General features: G+C 50.8%; 21 protein-coding genes. 2 read left to right on the top strand and 19 right to left on the bottom strand.

What is annotated here, in order from left to right:
• Position 1 precedes the first annotated feature (1 nt).
• From thiS to FYJ53_RS15565, 16 genes are all read right to left on the bottom strand, one after another.
• A complete protein-coding gene (gene thiS, locus FYJ53_RS15490; protein ID WP_038352186.1) occupies positions 2-199 on the bottom strand; it encodes a sulfur carrier protein ThiS in 198 nt (65 codons plus the stop codon).
• Between the two features lie 223 nt (positions 200-422).
• Positions 423-2732 carry a bifunctional UDP-sugar hydrolase/5'-nucleotidase gene (locus FYJ53_RS15495; protein WP_148427425.1) on the bottom strand — a complete coding sequence of 770 codons (2310 nt, stop codon included), beginning with the start codon at positions 2730-2732 and terminating at the stop codon, positions 423-425.
• A gap of 20 nt (positions 2733-2752) precedes the next feature.
• The gene (locus tag FYJ53_RS15500; RefSeq protein ID WP_148427423.1) at positions 2753-3451 is read right to left on the bottom strand and encodes an HAD family phosphatase; all 699 of its coding nucleotides are present in this window, start codon (positions 3449-3451) and stop codon (positions 2753-2755) included.
• Between the two features lie 190 nt (positions 3452-3641).
• Positions 3642-5387, bottom strand: coding sequence for an NADH-dependent [FeFe] hydrogenase, group A6 (locus tag FYJ53_RS15505; protein ID WP_254456537.1), 1746 nt, complete (start codon positions 5385-5387; stop codon positions 3642-3644).
• Between the two features lie 17 nt (positions 5388-5404).
• Complete coding sequence (locus FYJ53_RS15510) at positions 5405-7204, bottom strand: NADH-ubiquinone oxidoreductase-F iron-sulfur binding region domain-containing protein (RefSeq protein ID WP_013379182.1); 1800 nt, start codon at positions 7202-7204, stop codon at positions 5405-5407.
• A 12-nt stretch (positions 7205-7216) separates the two neighbouring features.
• Complete coding sequence (locus tag FYJ53_RS15515; RefSeq protein ID WP_013379181.1) at positions 7217-7615, bottom strand: ferredoxin; 399 nt, start codon at positions 7613-7615, stop codon at positions 7217-7219.
• Between the two features lies 1 nt (position 7616).
• Entirely contained in the window at positions 7617-8165 is a 549-nt protein-coding gene (locus FYJ53_RS15520) for an ATP-binding protein (protein WP_013379180.1), read from the bottom strand.
• A gap of 13 nt (positions 8166-8178) precedes the next feature.
• Entirely contained in the window at positions 8179-8649 is a 471-nt protein-coding gene (gene nuoE / locus FYJ53_RS15525; RefSeq protein ID WP_013379179.1) for an NADH-quinone oxidoreductase subunit NuoE, read from the bottom strand.
• A 249-nt stretch (positions 8650-8898) separates the two neighbouring features.
• Complete coding sequence (locus tag FYJ53_RS15530) at positions 8899-9621, bottom strand: PHP domain-containing protein (protein ID WP_013379178.1); 723 nt, start codon at positions 9619-9621, stop codon at positions 8899-8901.
• Positions 9622-9623: 2 nt separating this feature from the next.
• Entirely contained in the window at positions 9624-9956 is a 333-nt protein-coding gene (locus FYJ53_RS15535) for a DRTGG domain-containing protein (protein ID WP_013379177.1), read from the bottom strand.
• Positions 9953-11311: a [Fe-Fe] hydrogenase large subunit C-terminal domain-containing protein gene (locus FYJ53_RS15540; protein ID WP_013379176.1), complete on the bottom strand. Its 1359-nt coding sequence runs from the start codon at positions 11309-11311 to the stop codon at positions 9953-9955. The genes FYJ53_RS15535 and FYJ53_RS15540 overlap by 4 nt, the downstream gene beginning before the upstream one ends.
• 24 nt (positions 11312-11335) lie before the next feature.
• Complete coding sequence (locus FYJ53_RS15545) at positions 11336-11752, bottom strand: ATP-binding protein (RefSeq protein WP_013379175.1); 417 nt, start codon at positions 11750-11752, stop codon at positions 11336-11338.
• Positions 11742-12101, bottom strand: a complete 360-nt coding sequence (locus tag FYJ53_RS15550; protein WP_013379174.1) for a hypothetical protein — start codon at positions 12099-12101, stop codon at positions 11742-11744. The genes FYJ53_RS15545 and FYJ53_RS15550 overlap by 11 nt, the downstream gene beginning before the upstream one ends.
• A gap of 24 nt (positions 12102-12125) precedes the next feature.
• On the bottom strand, positions 12126-14525 hold the full coding sequence (locus FYJ53_RS15555) for an ATP-binding protein (protein WP_148427421.1): 2400 nt from the start codon (positions 14523-14525) through the stop codon (positions 12126-12128).
• Complete coding sequence (locus tag FYJ53_RS15560) at positions 14522-15613, bottom strand: DNA repair exonuclease (RefSeq protein WP_013379172.1); 1092 nt, start codon at positions 15611-15613, stop codon at positions 14522-14524. The genes FYJ53_RS15555 and FYJ53_RS15560 overlap by 4 nt, the downstream gene beginning before the upstream one ends.
• A 290-nt stretch (positions 15614-15903) precedes the next feature.
• Positions 15904-16818 (bottom strand): bifunctional enoyl-CoA hydratase/phosphate acetyltransferase, encoded by a 915-nt coding sequence (locus tag FYJ53_RS15565; protein WP_133964519.1) that lies wholly within the window; start codon positions 16816-16818, stop codon positions 15904-15906.
• Between the two features lie 137 nt (positions 16819-16955).
• On the opposite strand from FYJ53_RS15565, the gene FYJ53_RS15570 reads away from it, so the two are divergent.
• Together FYJ53_RS15570 and FYJ53_RS15575 are read left to right on the top strand one after the other, a co-directional pair.
• The gene (locus FYJ53_RS15570) at positions 16956-18095 is read left to right on the top strand and encodes an aldo/keto reductase (RefSeq protein ID WP_148427419.1); all 1140 of its coding nucleotides are present in this window, start codon (positions 16956-16958) and stop codon (positions 18093-18095) included.
• Between the two features lies 1 nt (position 18096).
• Entirely contained in the window at positions 18097-18615 is a 519-nt protein-coding gene (locus FYJ53_RS15575) for an isoprenylcysteine carboxylmethyltransferase family protein (RefSeq protein ID WP_148427417.1), read from the top strand.
• A gap of 129 nt (positions 18616-18744) precedes the next feature.
• Here FYJ53_RS15575 and FYJ53_RS15580 read toward each other — a convergent pair whose 3' ends face one another.
• The 3 genes from FYJ53_RS15580 to FYJ53_RS15590 form a co-directional block, all read right to left on the bottom strand.
• Positions 18745-19002 carry a type II toxin-antitoxin system RelE/ParE family toxin gene (locus FYJ53_RS15580; protein WP_227930100.1) on the bottom strand — a complete coding sequence of 86 codons (258 nt, stop codon included), beginning with the start codon at positions 19000-19002 and terminating at the stop codon, positions 18745-18747.
• Between the two features lie 40 nt (positions 19003-19042).
• Complete coding sequence (locus FYJ53_RS15585) at positions 19043-19219, bottom strand: hypothetical protein (RefSeq protein ID WP_013379166.1); 177 nt, start codon at positions 19217-19219, stop codon at positions 19043-19045.
• A gap of 122 nt (positions 19220-19341) precedes the next feature.
• The gene (locus FYJ53_RS15590; RefSeq protein ID WP_013379165.1) at positions 19342-19725 is read right to left on the bottom strand and encodes a DUF3795 domain-containing protein; all 384 of its coding nucleotides are present in this window, start codon (positions 19723-19725) and stop codon (positions 19342-19344) included.
• Positions 19726-20434 lie beyond the last annotated feature (709 nt).

The following is a 20434-nucleotide window of genomic DNA, read 5'->3' on the forward strand; positions in this document are numbered from 1 at the left end:
CTCAGCCACCGCCCACAAAGCAGACGATCTCCATCCGGTCTCCGTCTCTGAGCTCTCTGGTATCGTAACCAGCCTTTGGCACGATTTCACCGTTCAGCTCCACGGCCACCCGGCTGCGCTCGTAGCCCGCCTGATCTAAAAAAGCGGATAAACGGAGGCCGTCTTCGCAGGGACAGTCTTTGCCATTCACTGTGATCATCTTTTTTCCTCCTTAAATTAAAAAAGCAAAAAAAGCTTCACGAAGTTCTACACCCGCGGTGGTGTACCCCTTCGTGAAGCTTTTTTTGCTCACTCTGTTTAATAAGATAGCACAGTTTTTTTTAAGTGTCAAGTTTTATACAAGCCGGGACGTAACGTTTTGTTACTTCCGGGAAACGCCAACCCGTATCGCCGCGATACGGGTTGGCTTCTGGCATGTGACATCAGCCTGCCTTCTGTCTCCGCTGCCGCCAGGCACCTGCTGTCACCGCAGTGGTCAAAACCAGCAGGCCCACAGCCGCGCTACCAGCCTGCCGGACACTGGCCGTCATCCCGGTATGTGGGTTGGCCGCCGCTGGTTCATTCTGGGCTTCGGGCTTTACAGGCTCCGGCTCTGGCTGCGGCTGTGGCTGCGGCGTCTCGTTGATGGTCAGCTTCTCCTTCACTGCTGCGGTCACAGCGACATCGCCGCTGTAATTATTGATAAACGTATCGTCCGCGTCCCCGATTCGGATGCCGTGGGGGCCGTCTGGAAGAAGGTCAAAGCTCAGCACGCTGTTTTCGTCCAGAACGCCGGTCTGAACAGCGCCGCCGTCGACCTGATACTCGACGGTCTTCCCGGCCAGGCTGCCCATTTCATCGGGGCCTGACACTTTAATCGAAGCCGCGTAGGGCTTGGGCACGTAGGCGCCTGCCGTCTGGATTCTTCCCTGGGAGGCGGGCGCCAGAAAGCTGCCGCCGCCCGCTGCAGTCAGCCTGGTCAGGTGGTCGCGGAAGACTTCCTCCAGGCTCCCGCCCTCACCCACGCTGGGCAACCCCACCAGCATGTCATAGCCGTCGCCGCCAGCGATCTCGTAATCATTGGAGCAGAGAACAATCTTCGTGGCAGTGTCATCCCGTTTCAGCGGCTCGCTGCTGCCGTCCAGGTAGATGGCGGTCACCCGGCTGCCCTCCTCGCCTGTCCTGACATCCCTTGCGGGATTTCTGGGGTCATAGGTGAAGGACATACCGCTGATCTGCGGGAAACAGCCGCCCTGCCCGGTAATCAGCCCGGTTTCCGGGTCCTGGGAGACTACCTTGCTCACCCCGTTTTCCAGAGCTTCGTACAGAATGGCCGGGGTGACCTCCTTAAAGGCCAGGGTATTGCCAAAAGGCAGCACGTTGATGCTATCGCCCACTGTTATGTCGCCCCGCCTGATGGTGGCACGCACGCCGCCGCCGTTTTCCAGAGCCACAATGGGCAGATTTTTGTAGGGGCTGTCCTTGTAGGCGTCGCTTGCCAGCAGTTCCTTTGCCCCCTCAGTCATGGCATCTGCAATGAGGTTGCCCAGATTGATCTCACCGACCCGGGCAATATTGCTGCTGCCGACCCAGCCGCCCCACAGGGCTGTCCGGGTATTGCCGATGACAGGCTTCAGCTTGCCCGCGTTGGCGGCCACCAGCTGGTCTGCCAAAGCGGTCACTGCCGGGTCTGGGCTGCAGGTCTTGAAAGCGGCCTCTGCGTCGATGAGCTTACCGGCCACGGTATTGGTGCCCTTGTCCATTGTCACGCTGATCTTCCCGATATTTTTGGAACTGCTGCCGGTCTGCTCAATCAAAATACCGCTTTGAGGCTCTGCTTTTGAATAGACAGTGTGGCTGTGTCCGTCGATGATCATATCCAGTCCGCTGTCCGGGCCGAGGGCTTCGGCCAGGCCGACGCTGCTGTTCTCTTTGCTGGTGGACGGGTCCACACCCAGATGGGCCAGGCAGATAATGACCTCTGCGCCCTGGGCTTTCAGAGTTTTAATCATCTCCCGGGCCACGGGCTCTACGGGATTAAAGGCAATGCCCTCAATGCCTTTTGGGTTAGTCTTGGTGGCGGTTTCGGGCGTGGTGACGCCAAAAATCCCGATCTTAACGCCGTTCTTTTGGGCGATGGTATACTGGCCGTTGTTGGTCTGGGTGCCGCCCGCGTAGGGGACGCCCTCCAGGATGGGCCGGCCAGTATCCTTATAAACCGTATTGGCAGACAACACAGGAAAATCCGCGTTTCTCACATTTTCAAGCAAAACGTCCTGCCCGTAGTCAAACTCATGGTTTCCAAGGACCATGGCGTCGTATTTTGCCGCGTTCATCAGAGTAATGACATCCGCGCCCTGGCTCAGCGCAGCCAAAGTACCACCCTGGGTCGCGTCACCGGCGTCCACCAGCAGTGTGTTGTCGGTTTTCTCGGCAGCTGCCCGGATACCGGCAGTCTCATCCGCTCCGATGGTGCTGGTACCGCTGCTGACCAGCGCACCGTGCATATCATTGGTGTGAAGGACCGTCAGGGTCTTCGGGGCGTTTTCCTTTGACGGAATAACCGCTTCTGTATCCGCCGCGGCAGGCGCTGTGTTTTCTTCCAGAGCTTCTGTCCCTTCCTGAGCCGCTTCAGTACCTTCTGCCACCTGGGCAAGGGCCGGTGTTAGCGGCATTGCGGCGATAACAAGCAGCAGGGCCAGCAGCAGGGCTGTGACACTCTGGCTCAGACGATATTTTTTCCGCTCAAACATTTTTCCTCTCCTCTCTGCTTTTACAGATGTTTACTTTTATTATACTCAGCTGCCTCCCTGTTTTCAAGGAAATGCTGTACTTCGGCCAGATTCTTAAAAACACCGTCGGCCCCCGCGTCAATATGGCGGTCCGGCTCCCGCAGATCCTCCACAAAAAACACCGGGATACCGCCGGACCGGGCCGCCTCAAACCCGGAATAGGCGTCCTCCAGCACCAGGGACGCCTCCGGAGCCACCCCCAGAGCAGCGCAGGTCTTTAAAAAGATTTCCGGGTTCGGCTTGCTCTTTTCGACCTCCTCGCCGGAGGTGATGTGATCAAAATGGTGGGGAAGCCCGGTGATCTTGAGATAGTGACCGATCATCTCCCGGTCGCTGGAGGACGCAATGGCGGTTTTAATTCCCCGCCTATCCAAATATTTTAACAGGCTGACCAGCCCCGGCTTAATGATCCCGGCGCCCTGCTCGTTGACAAGCTGCCGCTTGATCTCATGGGAACGGTGGTGCCACCGCTCAATGGGCGCGTCGGCGCCAAAATACTGGACAAAAAGCGCGCGTACGCCTTTTTTACCCAGCCCCAGCTTCTTTCTTGTTATGTCCATGGTATAGCAAAAGCCATTTTCTTCCCCTGTCCGGGTCCATGCCTCGTGGCTCAGCCGCTCCGTGTCAAACATGAGACCATCCATATCAAAAATAACCAGCTCTGGTTCCTTATTTATCATGCTCACTCTCTTTTCTAATGTAGTATGGCCTTATTCTATCACAAACAAACGGCACTTCAAAGCAAAAAACAAAGGGTATCGCCACGATACCCTTTAAAAACAAAAAAGATACAACCTGCCGAACGTTACAGCCCGGCAGGATTGTATCTATTTTATTTAAATTAATGGGGGATCTGTGTTAGTGACGCAGTCAGACCTTTGCTTTCTGCGAATAGGTCGTATGGAGCAGCTCGTGCGCCTTGTGTCCGCCCGGTTCACCAAGGAACTCTTCATAAATCCGGATGACAGATGGGTTCTGGTGCGATTTCCGGTATTTCTTACTGGCGTCCTCACTGTAAAGGGCTTTTGCTCTCTCGGCACGGATGTCCACTTCCATTTTCCGTTTTGCGGAGATAATGGGCTGTCCGCCGCCGTTGACACAGCCGCCCGGGCAGGCCATGAGCTCGATGAAATGATAGTCCTTGTATTCACCGTTCTTAATGCCTTCCATCACCTTGCGGATGTTGGAGCCACCGCTGGCAACCGCTACCTTCACGGTCAGATCAGGGGTTACTTCCACTTCTGCGGTCTTAAGACCATCGACGCCGCGGACGGCCTCATAGTCAATTTTTTGAATATCCTTGTCGTTTAAGACGTCAGCCACTGTACGGACTGCGGCTTCCATAACGCCGCCGGTAGCGCCGAAGATAACAGCAGCGCCGGAGTAATCGCCGTAATACGGGTCAAATTCTTCGTCAGGCAGTGCCGGGAAATCCAGACGGGCTTCCTTGATCATTCTGGCCAGCTCGCGGGTGGTGATGGAGATATCCACATCCTGATTGCCGTCCACACTCAGCTCGTCACGTTGCACCTCGTATTTTTTCGCGGTACATGGCATGACGGAGACAACGACCAGATCCTTAGGATCAATGCCGTTCATTTCGGCATAGTGGCTCTTCAAGAGCGCACCTGTCATATTCTGAGGTGATTTACAGCTGGAAAGATGCGGGATCATTTCCGGATAGTAGGTCTCAATCATCTTAATCCATCCTGGTGAGCAGGAGGTGATCATTGGCAGAACGCCGCCGTTTTTCACGCGGTTGATCAGCTCGGTGCCTTCTTCCATAATGGTGACGTCAGCGCCGAAATCGGTGTCGAAAACGCCGTCAAAATTTAATCTTCTCAGGGCAGCTGCCAGTTTCCCAGTAACATTGGTGCCCATTGGCAGGTTAAATTCTTCGCCGAGGGCGGCTCTTACCGCCGGTGCAGACTGAACCACAACGGTTTTGGTCGGATCGCCCAGAGCGTCCCACACACGGTTGATGTCGCTTTTTTCTTTCAGAGCGCCAACAGGGCAGTTGACAATACACTGTCCGCAGTTGATGCAGCCGACTTCCGCAATGGATTTATTGAATACCGGCTGTACCTGGGAAGTGAAACCGCGGCCCACAGCGCCCAGAACGCCGATTTTCTGTACTTTATTACAGATGGCCAGACAGCGCTTGCACAGCACACATTTGGACTCGTCACGCACGATGGACGGTGACAGGTCGTCGATGTGATGGCCGGATTTTTCACCTTCAAAGGGAATGTCACTGATGCCCAGATCCTTTGCCAGGCTCTGTAATTCACAGTTTTCACTGCGGATACAGGTGGTACATTCACGGTGGTGGTTGGATAAAATCAGTTCCAGGTTAACACGTCTTGCCTTTCTGGCTCTCGGTGTGTTGGTAAACACCTCAATACCAGGAGCTACCGGATAAACACAGGCGGCCTGAAGCGCTTTCGCGCCGGCTACCTCCACCATGCACATACGGCAGGCGCCGATTTCATTAACGTCCTTTAAATTACATAATGTCGGAATGTCAATGTTGTGTCTTCTGGCTGCCTCTAAAACCGTAATCCCTTCAGGAACGGTGATTTCCATATTATTTATTTTAAATGTTACATCGCTCATAGTCATTTATCCTCCGATCAGGCTTTTGCAATGGCGTTAAACGGGCAGGCTTCAATACAAGCGCCGCATTTCACGCACTTGGCCGCGTCGATAACATGCGGTTTTTTCTTTTCGCCAGTGATCGCGTCGCCCGGACACTTCTTAGCGCAGATACCGCAGCCTTTACATTTTTCTTCATCGATGACATAGTTCAGCAGGTTACGGCAGACGCCGGCCGGACATCTCTTTTCGTAGATGTGGGCTTCATATTCATCTCTGAAATATTTGATGGTGGATAATACCGGGTTCGGAGCTGTCTGGCCCAGGCCGCAGAGCGCGGAAGCCTTGATGCCTTCGGCAAGCTCTTCAAGACGTTCGATATCGCCTTCTTCACCCTGACCGTCGCAGATACGTTCGAGGATTTCAAGCATACGCTTGGTACCGATACGGCACGGCGGGCATTTGCCACAGGATTCGTCCTGGGTAAAATCGAGGAAGAAACGGGCAACGTCAACCATACAGTTGTCTTCATCCATAACAATGAGACCACCGGAGCCCATCATGGCGCCGATGCTGATGAGGTTGTCATAGTCGATGGGAATATCCAGCTCGGAGCTTGGGATACATCCGCCGGAGGGGCCGCCTGTCTGGGCTGCCTTAAAGGCCTTGCCGTTCGGGATACCGCCGCCGATTTCATAGATAACTTCTCTGAGGGTTGTCCCCATGGGGATTTCAAGAAGACCGGTGTTGTTGATCTTACCGCCAAGGGCAAATACCTTGGTTCCCTTGGATTTTTCGGTACCAACGGAAGCAAAGGATTCCGCGCCTTCTAAAATAATCGTCGGAATATTCGCATAGGTTTCAACGTTGTTCAGAACGGTTGGGCGTTCAAAAAGACCCTTGTTTGCCGGGAACGGCGGTCTTGGTCTGGGTTCGCCACGTTTACCTTCAACAGAGTTCATGAGCGCGGTTTCTTCGCCGCAGACAAAAGCGCCGGCGCCCAGGCGAATTTCCAGGTCAAAACTGAAGTCTGTGTCAAAAACATTGTCCCCTAACAGGCCATAGTCTTTTGCCTGGTCGATGGCAATCTGGAGACGCTTGACCGCGATGGGGTATTCAGCACGGACATAGACATAGCCTTTCTGTGCGCCGATGGCGTAAGCGGCAATGGCCATGGCTTCAATAAGACGGTGCGGGTCGCCTTCCAGAACGGAACGGTCCATAAATGCACCCGGGTCCCCTTCATCGGCGTTACAGGCGACGAATTTAACGCCGTCCGGCGAATCGGCATTGTAAGCAAACTGCCATTTTAAACCGGTTGGGAAACCGCCGCCCCCACGGCCGCGGAGTCCGGAAGCCTTAACTTCGTCGATAACTTCCTGAGGGGTCATTTTGAACAGTACCTTTTCAAGGGCCATGTAGCCGTCAAAAGCAATGTATTCTTCAATATCTTCAGGGTCGATAACGCCGCAGTTGGCAAGCGCGATACGTTTCTGTTTTTTATAAAAACCGAGTTCGTTGATTGAAAGCGGATGTTCGCCCTCTTTCTTTTCGGAGTAGATCAGTCTTTCCAGCGGGCGGCCTTTTACCAGGTGTTCTTCAACCAGTTCCGGAATATCACTTGGTTCGACACGGCTGTAGAAAGTGCCTTCAGGATATACGATTACGACTGGACCAAGTTCGCACAGGCCAAAACAACCTGTAATGACAAGTTCAACTTCGTCCATTAATTCATGTTTGATCAGTTCTTTTTTGAATTCTTTTACCAGTGTCTGGGAGCCGGAAGATGTACAGCCAGTCCCACCACAAAGCAGAATCTGCGAGCGTTTAAAAGCCATTTACCTTCCTCCTTATGCCTGTTTGACGGGTTCGATGACTTTTCCGTCAACGATGGTCATGGTGTATTCTTCCACTACTTTGCCGTTCTTCAAATGTTCGTCCACAATGCGCTGTACTTTTTCCGGTGTCATCTTGACATAGGTAACCTTTTCACCTTCCGGGTTGTAAACTTCGACAATGGGTTCAAGACGGCAAACACCAATACAGCCAGTCTGGGCAACGGTAACGTCCTTTAAGCCCTGGGCTTCCACTTCTTCCATTAATTTGACCATAACAGGTCTGGCGCCGGCGGCGATCCCACAGGTTGCCATCCCAACAACCACACGGTAGCCATCTTTGCCTTTTCTCAGATTAATTTCTTCAAGTTTTTTACTTCTGATCGCTTTTAATTCTTCTAAGGATTTCTTCATTTTACTCCTCCGTAATTTCTTCGAGTCCTTCTTCAACATAGCCCCTTATCCAGTTTAAAACGTCCGGATCATTCATGAGGCTGTCTTCCCCGAGAATCTCTTTGACCTCTCTTGAGTCAAATACAAATTCGCGCTCGTTATACCTCTGTACATATACAAGCTCAGCCTCCCCAAAGGACATGAGCATGGTGATGACACTGTCGGGCATATTTCCCAGCGGCATCCGGTCGATGTGGTCATAGGCGAAGGACGCGTAAACCCGCGTTCCTACATTTTCCTCTGACTGGATCTCAAACCGGCCGTCACAGCCTTCGGCCGCATCCTTAAACAGCGAAAGCCCAAGGCCTACACGCCTTGTGGTCCGCGTTGTTACAAAAGGATCGGTAATGCTTGGCAGCTTATCGGCTGGTATCCCCTTACCATTATCCTCAATGATAATCTCCAGCAGATTATCGTCTACGTTTTCATTAATGGTTAACTTTACCAGACTTGCGCCCGCCCGAATAGAATTCTGTGTGATGTCCAGTATATGCAGCGATAACTCTTTCATCGTTAAGCCCTAATCAGTATTTTTCGAGAATGTCTTTAACTTCGTTTACACTTAAGCGTCCGTAAACATCTTCATTGATGCTCATAACCGGAGCCAGACCGCAGGCGCCTACACAACGCGTTGCATCGACCGAGAACTTACCGTCCTCTGTGGTGTCGCCAACAGCCAGACCAAGGGTATCGGTAACCTTGTCCAGAATAGCCTGAGAGCCTTTTACATAGCACGCTGTCCCCAAACAAACGCCAATTTTGTACTTGCCCTTTGGCTTTAAGGTAAACTGGGAGTAAAATGTTGCTACCCCATACACTTCTGTTAAAGGAATATCGAGTTCGTCTGCAATGGTCTGCTGCAGCTCGATGGGCAGATAACCGTATTTTTCCTGTGTTTCCTGCAGAATCTGCATCAGACAGCCTGGAACGTCACGGTGTTCAGCAACGATTTCCTTTACAACATCCAAATTGTCAATAGGTACTAATTCAGCCAACTTAAATCCTCCTCTTGATTTCGCAATCCTCATTTATTGCTCAATTTTTACTATTCTATTATATCACAGTCTTACTTTTTTACTTAACATTTTTAAATGTAATCTTTTACCTTAAGAACGGGCTTAAGAACACGTTCAAACAAGAAAATACCAGTATATACAAGTTAAAATATTACTCTTACCCATTTTTGACGTTGAAAATACAGAACTGTTTTTTTCAGACGCTTCAAAAATGGCAAATTTTTATCTTTATTTCGCTGCTCCGCCCAAATATTCAATTAAAGTGGATTTTCTTAAATCCGGCAGATCAATGAAATATTCACGCTCGGCCATGTCCTCCAGCTGATGGGCGTCGGAGCCGTGAATAAACTGGTATTCTCTGAAAAAACGAAACTTCTTTTTTGCTTCCTCCACAGTCGTTGCCTTGGACAGCTCCACAGTCTTTACCGGCAGATCCGGCGGAATAAACCCCAGTGATACCATAATACTGTAGGATTTCCTGTCGATGTGGGCTGGTACGATAATCCCGCCCAGCGGCTTAACGGTTTCCGCAAGCTCGTCGATGCCGATATCGGTTGCTGAGATCAGCAGCTTGTCCACCTCGCCGGTTATCTCATCCTCAGCGTCCAGAATGTACTGTGGGCCAAAATAATCCGGTTTATTGGGGATATCCGGCAGGTGCTCATACAAGATGGCGTCCAGCTCCATAGCTCCCTCCAGCGTGTCAAAATACGCCAGAATATGGGCTTCCTCCCTGGTGGTTACCTCGATGCCCGGCAGCACGCACAAGCCCTCGCCCTTTGCCACTTCAAAAAGGGCGGGCAGATTTTTAGCGGTATTATGATCTGTCAGCGCAATGTAGTCAACCTCTTTCAGCAGAGCCATGCCCACGATGTTATTGGGGGTCATCCCCAGATCGCCGCAGGGTGACAGAACAGAGTGCATATGCAGATCAATGGCAACTGTGCTCATTTTCAGATGCCTTTTTCTCCCAGGAAGGTACAGACCTGATAGGCGTTCATTTCAGTGGTAATGATCGGAATATTTTCCTCCGTGGCCTTTGCCAGGGTATCTTCTTCAATTTCCGCGCCCTCGGGAATAATAATACAGGCCATTTCTAAAAGTGTGGCCACAGCGATGATGTTCATGTGCGTCTGGATGGTTACCCAAGCACAGTTGTTGTCCGCGTTGGCCATCACCCAGCTCAGCAGGTCGCCCACATAACCGCTCTCAATCTCACGGTCCAGGGATACAGTGTTGTTGGCGCAGGCAAAGCGTGCGTCCGCCAGCAGTTCTTTTACTTTCATTTTTCCTCCTCGGTTTCCTCATTGTTTTCATTTTTATTCTTCATGGGATGTCCCACTTGAAGCAATTCACTGGTGAGCTTTGAAAGCTCCAGAACACGGTCCTTCAGCACAAAGACACAGTCGATCTCACGGGCATTGCCCATGACGATGTCCTCGGCCAGCGCCCGGCAGCCCGGCGCGCCGCAGGAGCCGCAGTCCAGCCCCGGAAGCTTGGCCTCCAGTTCCTCGATGGCGTGCATTTTTTTGATGGCCTCCCCCATATCCTCGTCAAGAGGCTTGGGCCCGCGCGGCACCAGCTTTTCCTTCTGATGCATCATGCCGGTGTTGTACAGGTTTTTGATATAGGCTTCCTCCAGGTGCTTATGGGAATCCATGCGCTCCAGCTTGGCCCTTTCCTCAATGTACATTTTAGCCACAAAATTATTCTCTACGGTCAGGCAGCCGCCAACGCAGCCCCCGATACAGGCGAGCCCCTCGAAAAAGTCGATGTTGTCAAGCTTGCCATTCTCAATCTCCTCAAGCACCTTGATGACATTGGAGATCCCGTCCACATGCAGTACTTTTTTGTTCTTCAAATAGCTGCTCTCCCCACCGGACACTGCCCAGCTGAAGCCCTCAGCCGATGAATTATGAATCCCATCCTCCACCTCGACGGTTTTCATCGCGCCCATCAGCGGCGCGTAGATATCCTTGATGGCAATGGCGCCGTCAATGGTTGAAAACAGGTCGTCGCTCGGCAGCGGATTGCTCACCTCTGTGGCCTTGGCGGCACAGGGGGTTATAAAAAAGATACCGATATCCTCACTCTTGAGGTTTTTACTCTCAATCAAACGTTTTCGCGTAATCCTCGCGGTCAGCCCCATGGGCGCCTTCAGCCGGTTAATGTTGCCTGTAAGCTCCGGAAAGCGCACCTGGATCAGCTTCGCCACCGCCGGACAGGCCGACGAAATCATCGGCTTGGGATAGTGCTTGGCTGTAAACTCATACTTGATGGCCCGGCCGATGATCTCAGCGCCAAAGGCCACCTCCACAATTTCGTCAAAGCCCAGTGATTTGAGCGCTGATAAAATGCGGTCGATGGAGTATTTCATCTTAAACTGCCCCAGCAGTGTCGGCGCCGGAATGGCGACCGTGTACTTATAATCTTTGATTTTGGAGAGCGGATCGGTTTTTGCCATTTTCGCGTGGTGCGGGCAGACCCGGATACACTCGCCGCAGTCAATGCACTTTGACTCGATGATTTTGGCCTTGCCCTCGCGCACACGGATGGCGCCGGTCGGGCAGGATCTCAGACAGGTCGTGCACCCCAGGCACTTGTCTTTATCCAGATACACCGAATGCATTAATTTATCCATCAGTTTCACCTCATCCCCCAGATTTTACAATTTGAAATACATCTTTATTTTTGTTCCTTCTCCTACCTTTGAATGTATCTCAAAGTCATCTGCATTTTTTTCCATATTCGGCAGACCCATCCCTGCGCCAAAGCCCATTTCCCGGACCTTGTCACTGGCGGTTGACCATCCCTCTGTCATCGCCAGATCCACATTGGGTATTCCTGGCCCTACGTCCTCCAGACGCAGGGTTACAGCGTTTTCATCTACCTCTAAAATGATCTGCCCGCCGTCGGAATGGATGGCGATATTCATCTCACCCTCGTATCCGGCAATGGCGATATGGCGGATCACCTTGCTGCTGATGCCGAGCTGCTGGAGGCTCCGCTTTATTTTGCGCGAAGCCTCGCCGGCTTTTTCAAAATCTCCCTTTTCTACATCAAATACCATTTCATAGCTCATTTTTCGGTATTGCCCCCTTAAGTCCGTTGTGGTATAAGATTCCGCAGGATTCAAACAGCGGATAATCGGTGGTCATGATCAGCATGTCAATATCCTCGGCCATTTCCAGCAGTTCCTCACCTGGCACCTTGCTTCTGACAAAAACAATGCTGTGCATGTTCGCCATGTCCACTGTGTTAAAAACCTGTTTGTTCACAAGCCCGGTGAGCAGTATGCCGTCCTCCTTGGCATACCGCAGCACATCGCTCATGAGGTCGCAGCCGCAGGCCACATAGACATCCTCATCCAGATGTTCTTCTCCTGTTAAAACCCGTGCGTTCAGTAGTTCCTTGACTTCCCGTAACTTCATTTTTGTTCTCCCCTCAAAAATTACTTATAATATGATACCACTGTAGCAAAACTCATTGTGGTCCAGAATCCGTTTTTCATCGCCGCTGCAGGTAAACAGCAGGACCTGCTGCCCCTTGCTGATGTTCCAGAGAAAGCGTACCGCTTCGGTTTTTCTCGCCAGATCGTACTGCACAAACGGGTCGTCCAGCACAAAAGGCAGGGATTTGTCAAATTCAAGCATATTGCCCACGCCAAAGCGCAGCGCAAAGTAAATCTGGTCGATGGTGCCGCCGCTCAGCTTTTCGATATCCAGCAGATCGCCGTTTTCCGGGCTCACGACCTTTACCTGAAGCTTGTCGTCAATTTTGACTTCCTTATATTTGCGGGTAATGCTGTACAGCACATCGCCGATTTTATCATTGAGCACCGGCGCGGAATCGTAATGCGTTTCCTTGGAGAGCCGGCCGAAAATCTCAAGCGCCATATCACAGGCCCTGAGGTCTTCCTCATATTCACTGATCTGATTTTTAAGGGTTTCGATTTTTTCCCGGGTTTCCACCGGATTGCTCACACTGCTGATGAGCATGCTGTTTTCACCCTGAAGCCTGGAAACTTCCTGGTTAAAGGCCAGCAGCGCTTCGCGGGCACGGATCTTCTCGCCGTCCGGCGCCACCATGATGACAGGATTGTCATCCTCCCCGGCGTCGGGGTCTACCTTGATCATGTTGCCGCCGCCCAGCTCATCGTACAGGCGCTTGTTGGCCGCGAGCTCTGCCCGGACCTTTTCCAGCTCGTTTTTATACTGGCAGCCTTCGTTGTAGGCTTCGATGTTTTCTACCCCCGCCTTTTCAAGCTCTTCGCTCAGCTCCGTTTCAAAGCTTATCTGGTTGTGGGTAACCTCTTCCAGCTCTTTTTTCTTGTTCTCTACCTGGGTAAGGAACACATTCTCGTCCATGGTCAGTTTGTCAAGCCGGTTAAAGATTTCTTCGGCCTTGTCAACAAAGGCTTCGTATTCCTCCCGTGTGTTTTTGCCATATTTCTGTAAAATGGCTTCCACAGCAGTCAGCGGCATCTCGTCGTATTCCTCCTGCCCGTCCTCTGCGGTTTCCGGCTCCAGCCCGCCCGGTGATTTCATTTTATAGATCATCAGGGCCGCGCCGCCTAGTCCTAAAAACCACCCCAGAAAGTTCACAAACACCAGCACTGCGCCGGCAAGGAAGTTCCCCGGATTAATGGCGGTGACCAGCACCAGAATGGCGCCCAGCACCATGAGCAGGATAAGCATGCCGTTAGATACCCGGTTCAGGGTTGAGACCTGCACCTCAATATGCTCCTGCTCCCGCTCGATCACACTGGGGTTTTCCAGCGCATACTGGTACTTCTGATAATCCATCTGTACCTCGTTGCGGCTCAGCCCTTTCAGGCTGCGCTTGATGCGGTTGCACCGGCCGGTGATATCCCGGCATTTACCCTCAAGCGTTTCAATCTCTCGGGACAGGGTCTTGATGCGTTCTTCTGCTCCCTCCAGATTGCTCTGTAAAATTTTAAGACGCCCGTAGGTCCGGGTATCGAAGTCCCCGTATTTCTCAAGCTCTGCCAGGCGGCTGCTGAGCGCCTCGCCCTCGCTCTTGATCTGGCGGACCTTTTCCCGCATGTTTTTAAGCTCCTCACGGGTCTTGGCCTGTGTTTTTTCGGACTGGTTCCGGCACTTGCTCTGGGCTGCCTCAATTTTTTTCTTATACTGCTGGATGCGCTTCTGGTTTTTCTGGATCACGTTGTAGACGCGCTCGCCTTCGTCCAGTGCCCGCTCCAGATCCTTAAGCTCCCGCACCGCCATCCCATAGTTGGACTTGCTCTGCCCGTAGTTGCCGATGGATTTTTTCTTGTTCTCAAGATAACCAATGACACGGTTGAGCGAGACCTCTTCCTTCTGGGCGGTTCCCAGCTCAATGAGGCGGTCGTTCACTTCCTTTGCCAGGTCGGCGTCGGAGGCGGAGGCCATCTGCTTGATGTTTACAGTGTTGTTGTACACCACGGAGTTGACCTTCAGATCGCCCAGCGGCAGATTCTGCCGGGTGACATTATCGTAAGGATAAAGGGCGGTGATATCCTCCCCGGTGACATTGTCATAGATCTTTACCCCGTCCTGTTTTTTCAGAAAATCGCGCTCAATCCGGATTTCCCGGCCGTCGTCCTGCTCCATGACCATGGCGCCGCAATAGGTATCGCTGCCCCAGGGCTTAAAGCGCTCAAAATCCTCGGAGTAGGTCCGCTTTTTGCGGTAGGGTTTGTAAAACCCGAACAGCATTCCCTCAATGAAGTGCTGTACTGTGGATTTACCCGCCTCATTTTCACCATAGACCAGGTTAAACCCATCGTCAACCTCGATGACCCGGTCTTTGAATTTTCCAAAAGATGTCAGTATCAGTGTTTTTATTTTCATAGAATTACCTTTTCCTTTAAGATCCCTTCCAGACCGTAGTACAAGGCCTTTTTAGTGATGGGGGACACTTCCTCAAGAAGCATCTCCTGTATAAATTTACCGATCATGTTGTCCCTGTTTTCCTTGAGCAGCAGGTCGATGTCCAAGTCGACTTCGAGCGCCTTGTCGTTCAGTTCAAAATAGTAAAAGGACGGCTGTAATTCATCCTTAAGCCAGTCCACAGAAACCTCCGGATCCACATAGCCCTTCAAGGTGACCCGGTAGTAGTTCTTCATCCGGTTTTCCTCTGTATCGCAGGCGAGAATCTGTTCCTTGATCGTATCAAAGCTCATCTCAGGTGTTACCTCAAATTCCAGGTCCACGTAGCGGCGCTTCTGGATGGGGACAAATTCACTGACACATTTGTGCGCGTCAATCTTGCCGACAATGACGCCGTGGTCACCGCTCTCGCCAAAGCTCAGTCCCTCGGGGCTGCCGCAGTAGGCGGCGGTTTCACTCAGATACTCAGGCTTGTGGATATGGCCCAGGGCCACATAATCAAAATTGGAAAAGTCCGATACGTCAATGGGCAGGTAATCGGTCTGCCTGCTGTAGGCGTCGCCGTGGAGCATCAGAATATTGTTACACTCCGGATTAACGGCGATCCCCCGCGGAAAGGGCAGGTCGGTATAGGCCTTTTTCACCCAGGACATGCCGTAAACTTCGGTTTTAAGGTCTGGAAAATAGACAGATTCCAGCTTGCCGGTTTTAAACAGGGTCACGTTGTCCGGCCAGTCCACCAGCCCGAAAAGGGACAGGCTGCTGTAGCAGTCATGGTTGCCCGCGCAGATGACCACCCGGGTGGTGGTGAGGCGTGAGAACTTTTCTGCCACCCGCTCAATTTCCATAATGTCCACTTCATCGGAGTCGAAAAGATCCCCGGCGATCAGCAGCAGGTCGATCTGGTTCTTTTCTGCGGTGTTGAGTATTTTTTCAAAGGTCTCCCAGAGGTCCAGCCGTTTATTCTTCCCGTATATGTCTCCACGCCGGTTAAAATGGAACTGGCGGCCCATGTGCAAATCACCTGTATGTATGAAAGATACCTTCATCTAAGTTGCCTCCAATGCGAATATTTGTTCTTAAATTATATCATGATACAAGGCAATTGAAAACGAAAAAGTTCAAAATTGCCCAGGTTTCCGATGTTATTCTTTACTATTATAAAATAAAGCGGCTTTAAAGGCAAATTTCAACGCTATTTCCTTAGACTGGCCTTTGGCGCAACCGTCACTTTATTTTATATTTAAAAAAGTCTCCCGGTCGGGGAGACTCAGAAAAGGCTGTTGATGCTCAAAGCAACATGGCTGACGGCCGCTGCGCTCTGACCGTGACACGCCGTTTAGTCATACAGGGTTCCCAGCATCATTGCCAGGGCCATGGAATTGACCTTCGCGTCGGCGGAGTCGGCTCTTGAGGTGAGCACTGCAGGCTTGGATGTTCCCATGATGACCGCGCCGCTCTGGGCGCCGGCCATGTAGGTCATGGTTTTCCAGAAAATATTGCCTGCCTGCAGATTCGGCATGAGCAGGATATCCGCGTGTCCGGCCACCGGGCTGATAACGCCCTTATGTTTGACAGAATGCTCGGAGATAGAAAGGTCCATGGACAGGGGGCCGTCGATCACACAGCCTTTAATCTGGCCGCGCTCATTCATTTTTGACAGGATGGCCGCATCGATGCCGTCAGGCATATTATCGTTGACGGTTTCTACTGCGCTCACGCAGGATACCTTGGGGTGGCGGCAGCCCAGTGCGTTTGCCAGCCGGGTAGCATTGCCGATCATCTCGATTTTATCCTTCAGGCTCGGCTCCACGATCATGCCGCAGTCTGTTGCCAGAATCATCCGGTCCAGGTGCGGCGCTTCAAAGGCGGTTACCGCGTTTAAGAGCTTGCCGGTCCGCAGCCCGTGGTCACGGTTCAAAATCGCCTGCAAATAGGTTTTGGTCTGAAGAAGCCCCTTCATCAAAATATCGGCCTCACCGTCTCTTACCCTGGCCACTGCCAGCGCCGCGGCGCGCTTTTCATCCTTTTCGTCCACAATGGTGTTTTCACTGAGGTCACAGCCAACCTCCTTGGCATATTGCTTGATCTTATCGGCGTCGCCCACCAGAATCGCCCGGCCAAAGCCGTGGTCATTCATGATCTTTATGGTCTCCAGAACCACCTTATCCCCTGCGGCTGCAACTGAAACCACCTTTTTACGCACTCTGGCCATCTCAGTCAGCCGATCTTTTATTTCATCAAAACGGTACATTGTAAAACCTCGCTTTCATTCGATATGTAATGTCTTTCGATGTAAAAATTGAAGAGTCATGTTATAATGTAATCTATACCCAATTTTAAGCGAAAAAGTAAAAAAGACGCAAAAAAAATAAAACGAAGGAGCGAAAAATGCAATACCGACCATTTAAAGAACTCAAACTCTCCCAGCTGGGCTTTGGCACCATGCGTTTTCCCATTAAATACAACAATGAAAAGCTCATTGACGAAAAGGCAGCCGGCCAATGCCTTCAGACCGCCATCGACGCCGGCGTCAATTATTTTGACACCGCCTGGCCCTATCACAAGCAGGCCAGCGAGCCCTTTCTGGGGAAATTCCTGGCTGAGACCGGGCAGCGGGACAAAGTACAGCTTGCCACCAAGCTCCCCTGCTGGCAGTGCCACGACCCGGCCGATGCCGACCGATACCTGGATGAGCAGCTAAAGCGCCTTCAAACCAGCCACATTGATTTTTATCTGCTCCACGCGCTGGATGGCTATCGCTTCAAAAAGCTTCTTGAGCTCGGTATTATCGATTTTATGAACCGGGCCAAAACCTCTGGAAAGGTGCGCTATCTCGGGTTCTCCTTCCACGACCTGGGCGCAGAATTCGAACCAATTCTAGACGCTTACCCCTTTGATTTTGTCCAGATTCAGCTCAATTACATGGACGAAAACTTTCAGGCGGGACTCGCTGGCCTGAAGGCCGCCCATGAGCGCGGCATGGGGGTCATGATCATGGAACCCCTGCGCGGCGGCCAGCTGGCTGCAAAGCCAGAGGGCGATCTGGAAAGGCTCTGGCAGGGCTTTGACACCATCCTCACCCCGCCGGAGCTTGGGTTTAAATATTTATACAATATGCCGGAGGTCACCTGTGTGCTCAGCGGAATGTCGGACCTCCGCCAGGTACAGGAAAACATCGCCACCGCCGGAAAATACACCACTGGCTGCCTGACAGAGGACGAAAAGGAGATGATCCAAAAGCTCCGAAGCTTTTACAGAAGCCGAATGAGGGCAGACTGCACGGGCTGCCGCTACTGTAACGGCTGCCCGCAGATCATCCCGATCCCCTCCATTTTCAAATATTATAATGAAGCCTTTATGTACGGCGACGTGGCCGCCTGCCGGAAGAAATACCGGACCAATATCAAGAACAAGTTCAAGGCCGACCAGTGCACAGGCTGCGGCCAGTGTGAGGAGCACTGCCCCCAGAACCTTGAAATCCGGGCACTGCTTACGAAAGCCCATGCCTTTTTGATGGATGAGGGTTAAAATGGGATTTTTATTGCTGCTTCCCTTTCTCTTTATCCGGTTTGGGCTTTTGGCCCTGCTGGGTAAAGGCGCTGTGGCCCGGGCCGCCTATTTTGCGCCGCTCATAGGCAAGGAAAAAGCAGCCTATTGGATTTACCAGGCCTCTAACGCCGCCATTTTTCTTTACCTGTTCTTTCTGAAAATCACAGCGGCGCCGGTACCACTGTTTTACACCGGCGCTGTTGTCTATGCCACGGGTCTTATCCTGCTCGCTGTGTCCGTCATCAATTTTGCGTCCCCGTCGGAAAGCGGTATCAATCAGAATGGCCTTTACCGGCTGTCCCGCAACCCCATGTATGTGGCGTATTTCATTTTCTTTCTTGGCTGCGCGCTGCTCACCCAGTCCTGGCTACTGCTTGGCTTTGTCCTTATTTTCGAGGCTTCTTCCCATTTCATTATCCGTTCAGAGGAGCGCTGGTGTCTCGCGCAGTTTGGAGACGCGTACCGCCAGTATATGAAAAAAGTCCGGCGTTATCTGTAAAAAACCAACCCGTATCGCAGCGATACGGGTTGGTTTTTCTGAGGACGTAACTTTTGGTTGTGTCTTTGTTTTTTTATAAATGATAATCTGTATTTTGAAACAGTATCGTCTGCCAGTCCTGCCGGTCCTTTAAAACACGCAGAATAATAATCCATTCTCTATATCAACTGTAAAAAAGATATTGTAAGATTTAAAAGGCTTTAAGCGAATTTCATGCCTACGGTACTCAAAACTTACACTGCTATAACCAAAAGGAAAGGTTTTTAACGATTCTACAGATTTGTCATAATCTTTTAAAAAATCAATGACCGCCTTTTTACTTTTAAAAGCCTCCATCATATACATCACAAAATTTTCAACATCTCTGCCTGCCTCAATGGTTTCCACAATTTTACAGGTCGTGGCGCTCAATTTGCTTTCGGATCTGCTACATCAGTTCTTCGTACGGCATGGTGCGGCCATTTTCAGGATCATCGAGGCCTTTATCCAGCGCCTTAATAATTTTCTTTTCATTTTTCTTCCACTGTTTGCCAGTATCTTCAGATAACGATGTTGTTTCAGCTATTTCCCTTGCTTTTTTATTGATTTGACAGACGAAAATCATCTTATATCTTCTCGTAAGCCTTTAAACAAAAACAGTGAAATCCTTGTAGAATGGGGTCTTTGCCGCTTCTGTTATTGTTGACAAAAAGCGACTGGCTCTGCTGCTTCCATTGTATTATGTTTTCATTTTATTCGTCTGAGCAAACTCAAAACTTCCTTTTCATTTAACAAATCATAGTCACCCATAACCCCTGATCGGTGATATACGATTCCATCTTTTTCGTTTCGCTCCAGGTAACTGATAAACTTTTGAATGCCATCTTCTTTGATACACTGAATAAATGCCCGCATTTTGATTTTGTCAGGTGCAAGCATATCTTTATCGCAAGGAGAATCCGAACATTCCCAACAGCCTTTTATACCTTTTGCCGTGCAGCAATTATACTGATAACATCCTTGTGGAGATAATCTCTTCCCGCAACTATTTTCCGATTTACAACTGCACTTTCCGTCAGGAAAGCAAAAGCTGCACACTAAACCACAATATGCTATTGAATTTTCATTCATTGAAATAATCCCTCCTGTTCTTCAAAAAACGTTACCTCTCTGATACTCAAATTGTATCATATTCCACATTGCTTTTCTACATTATGTAAGCATCGTATGAGCACCTATTCAGAAAATTGGTAGAGGGCTTGGGAAGCTTCTCAACAAACATTTTTACGGAAAAGGGAAGCCTCTTTTTATGCTTCCACTTTCTTTTCTCAGACTCAAAAATCAAAATGGATGCCGCCGTTTTTTCCAACAAGGCGTTTGTATTCTTCAACGCCCCAATCGGAGCTCGGTTTGATTTTTGGCATCTTCACATCTCCATCTATCGTTATAATGCTTTTAGTATATCATAATACCGTCAAACAACATTGTTCTGGCGGTTCAGCTACAAATCCTTATAATCCAACCAACCCGTATCGCGGCGATACGGGTTGGTTTTCCCGGGACGTAAGGTTTCGTGACGCCCTTCAGCGTGTCAAAAAATTCAAGAGACGGAGCCTTTTACCTAAGGAAGAAAAAAGTGTCCTGCGGGCGCTGTCTTTACACCTGTATCTTCTTCAATAAAACGGGCGTCTGGTCTCTCCAGTGTCCGGCTTTTCCTTAAAAACGGCACGATTCCTGGCCGTTTGCCGCAGCGCCGGGGCTTTTTTTATCTGAATAAAAGGCATAGTCTCGGACTGCACCACTTTTCTGACACTCTGAGGACGTAACGTTTGGTTACACC

The sequence above is a fragment of the Eubacterium sp. BL-380-WT-2B genome, from assembly GCF_009696115.1.
GTDB classification, from domain to species: Bacteria; Bacillota; Clostridia; order Eubacteriales; family Eubacteriaceae; genus Eubacterium; species Eubacterium callanderi.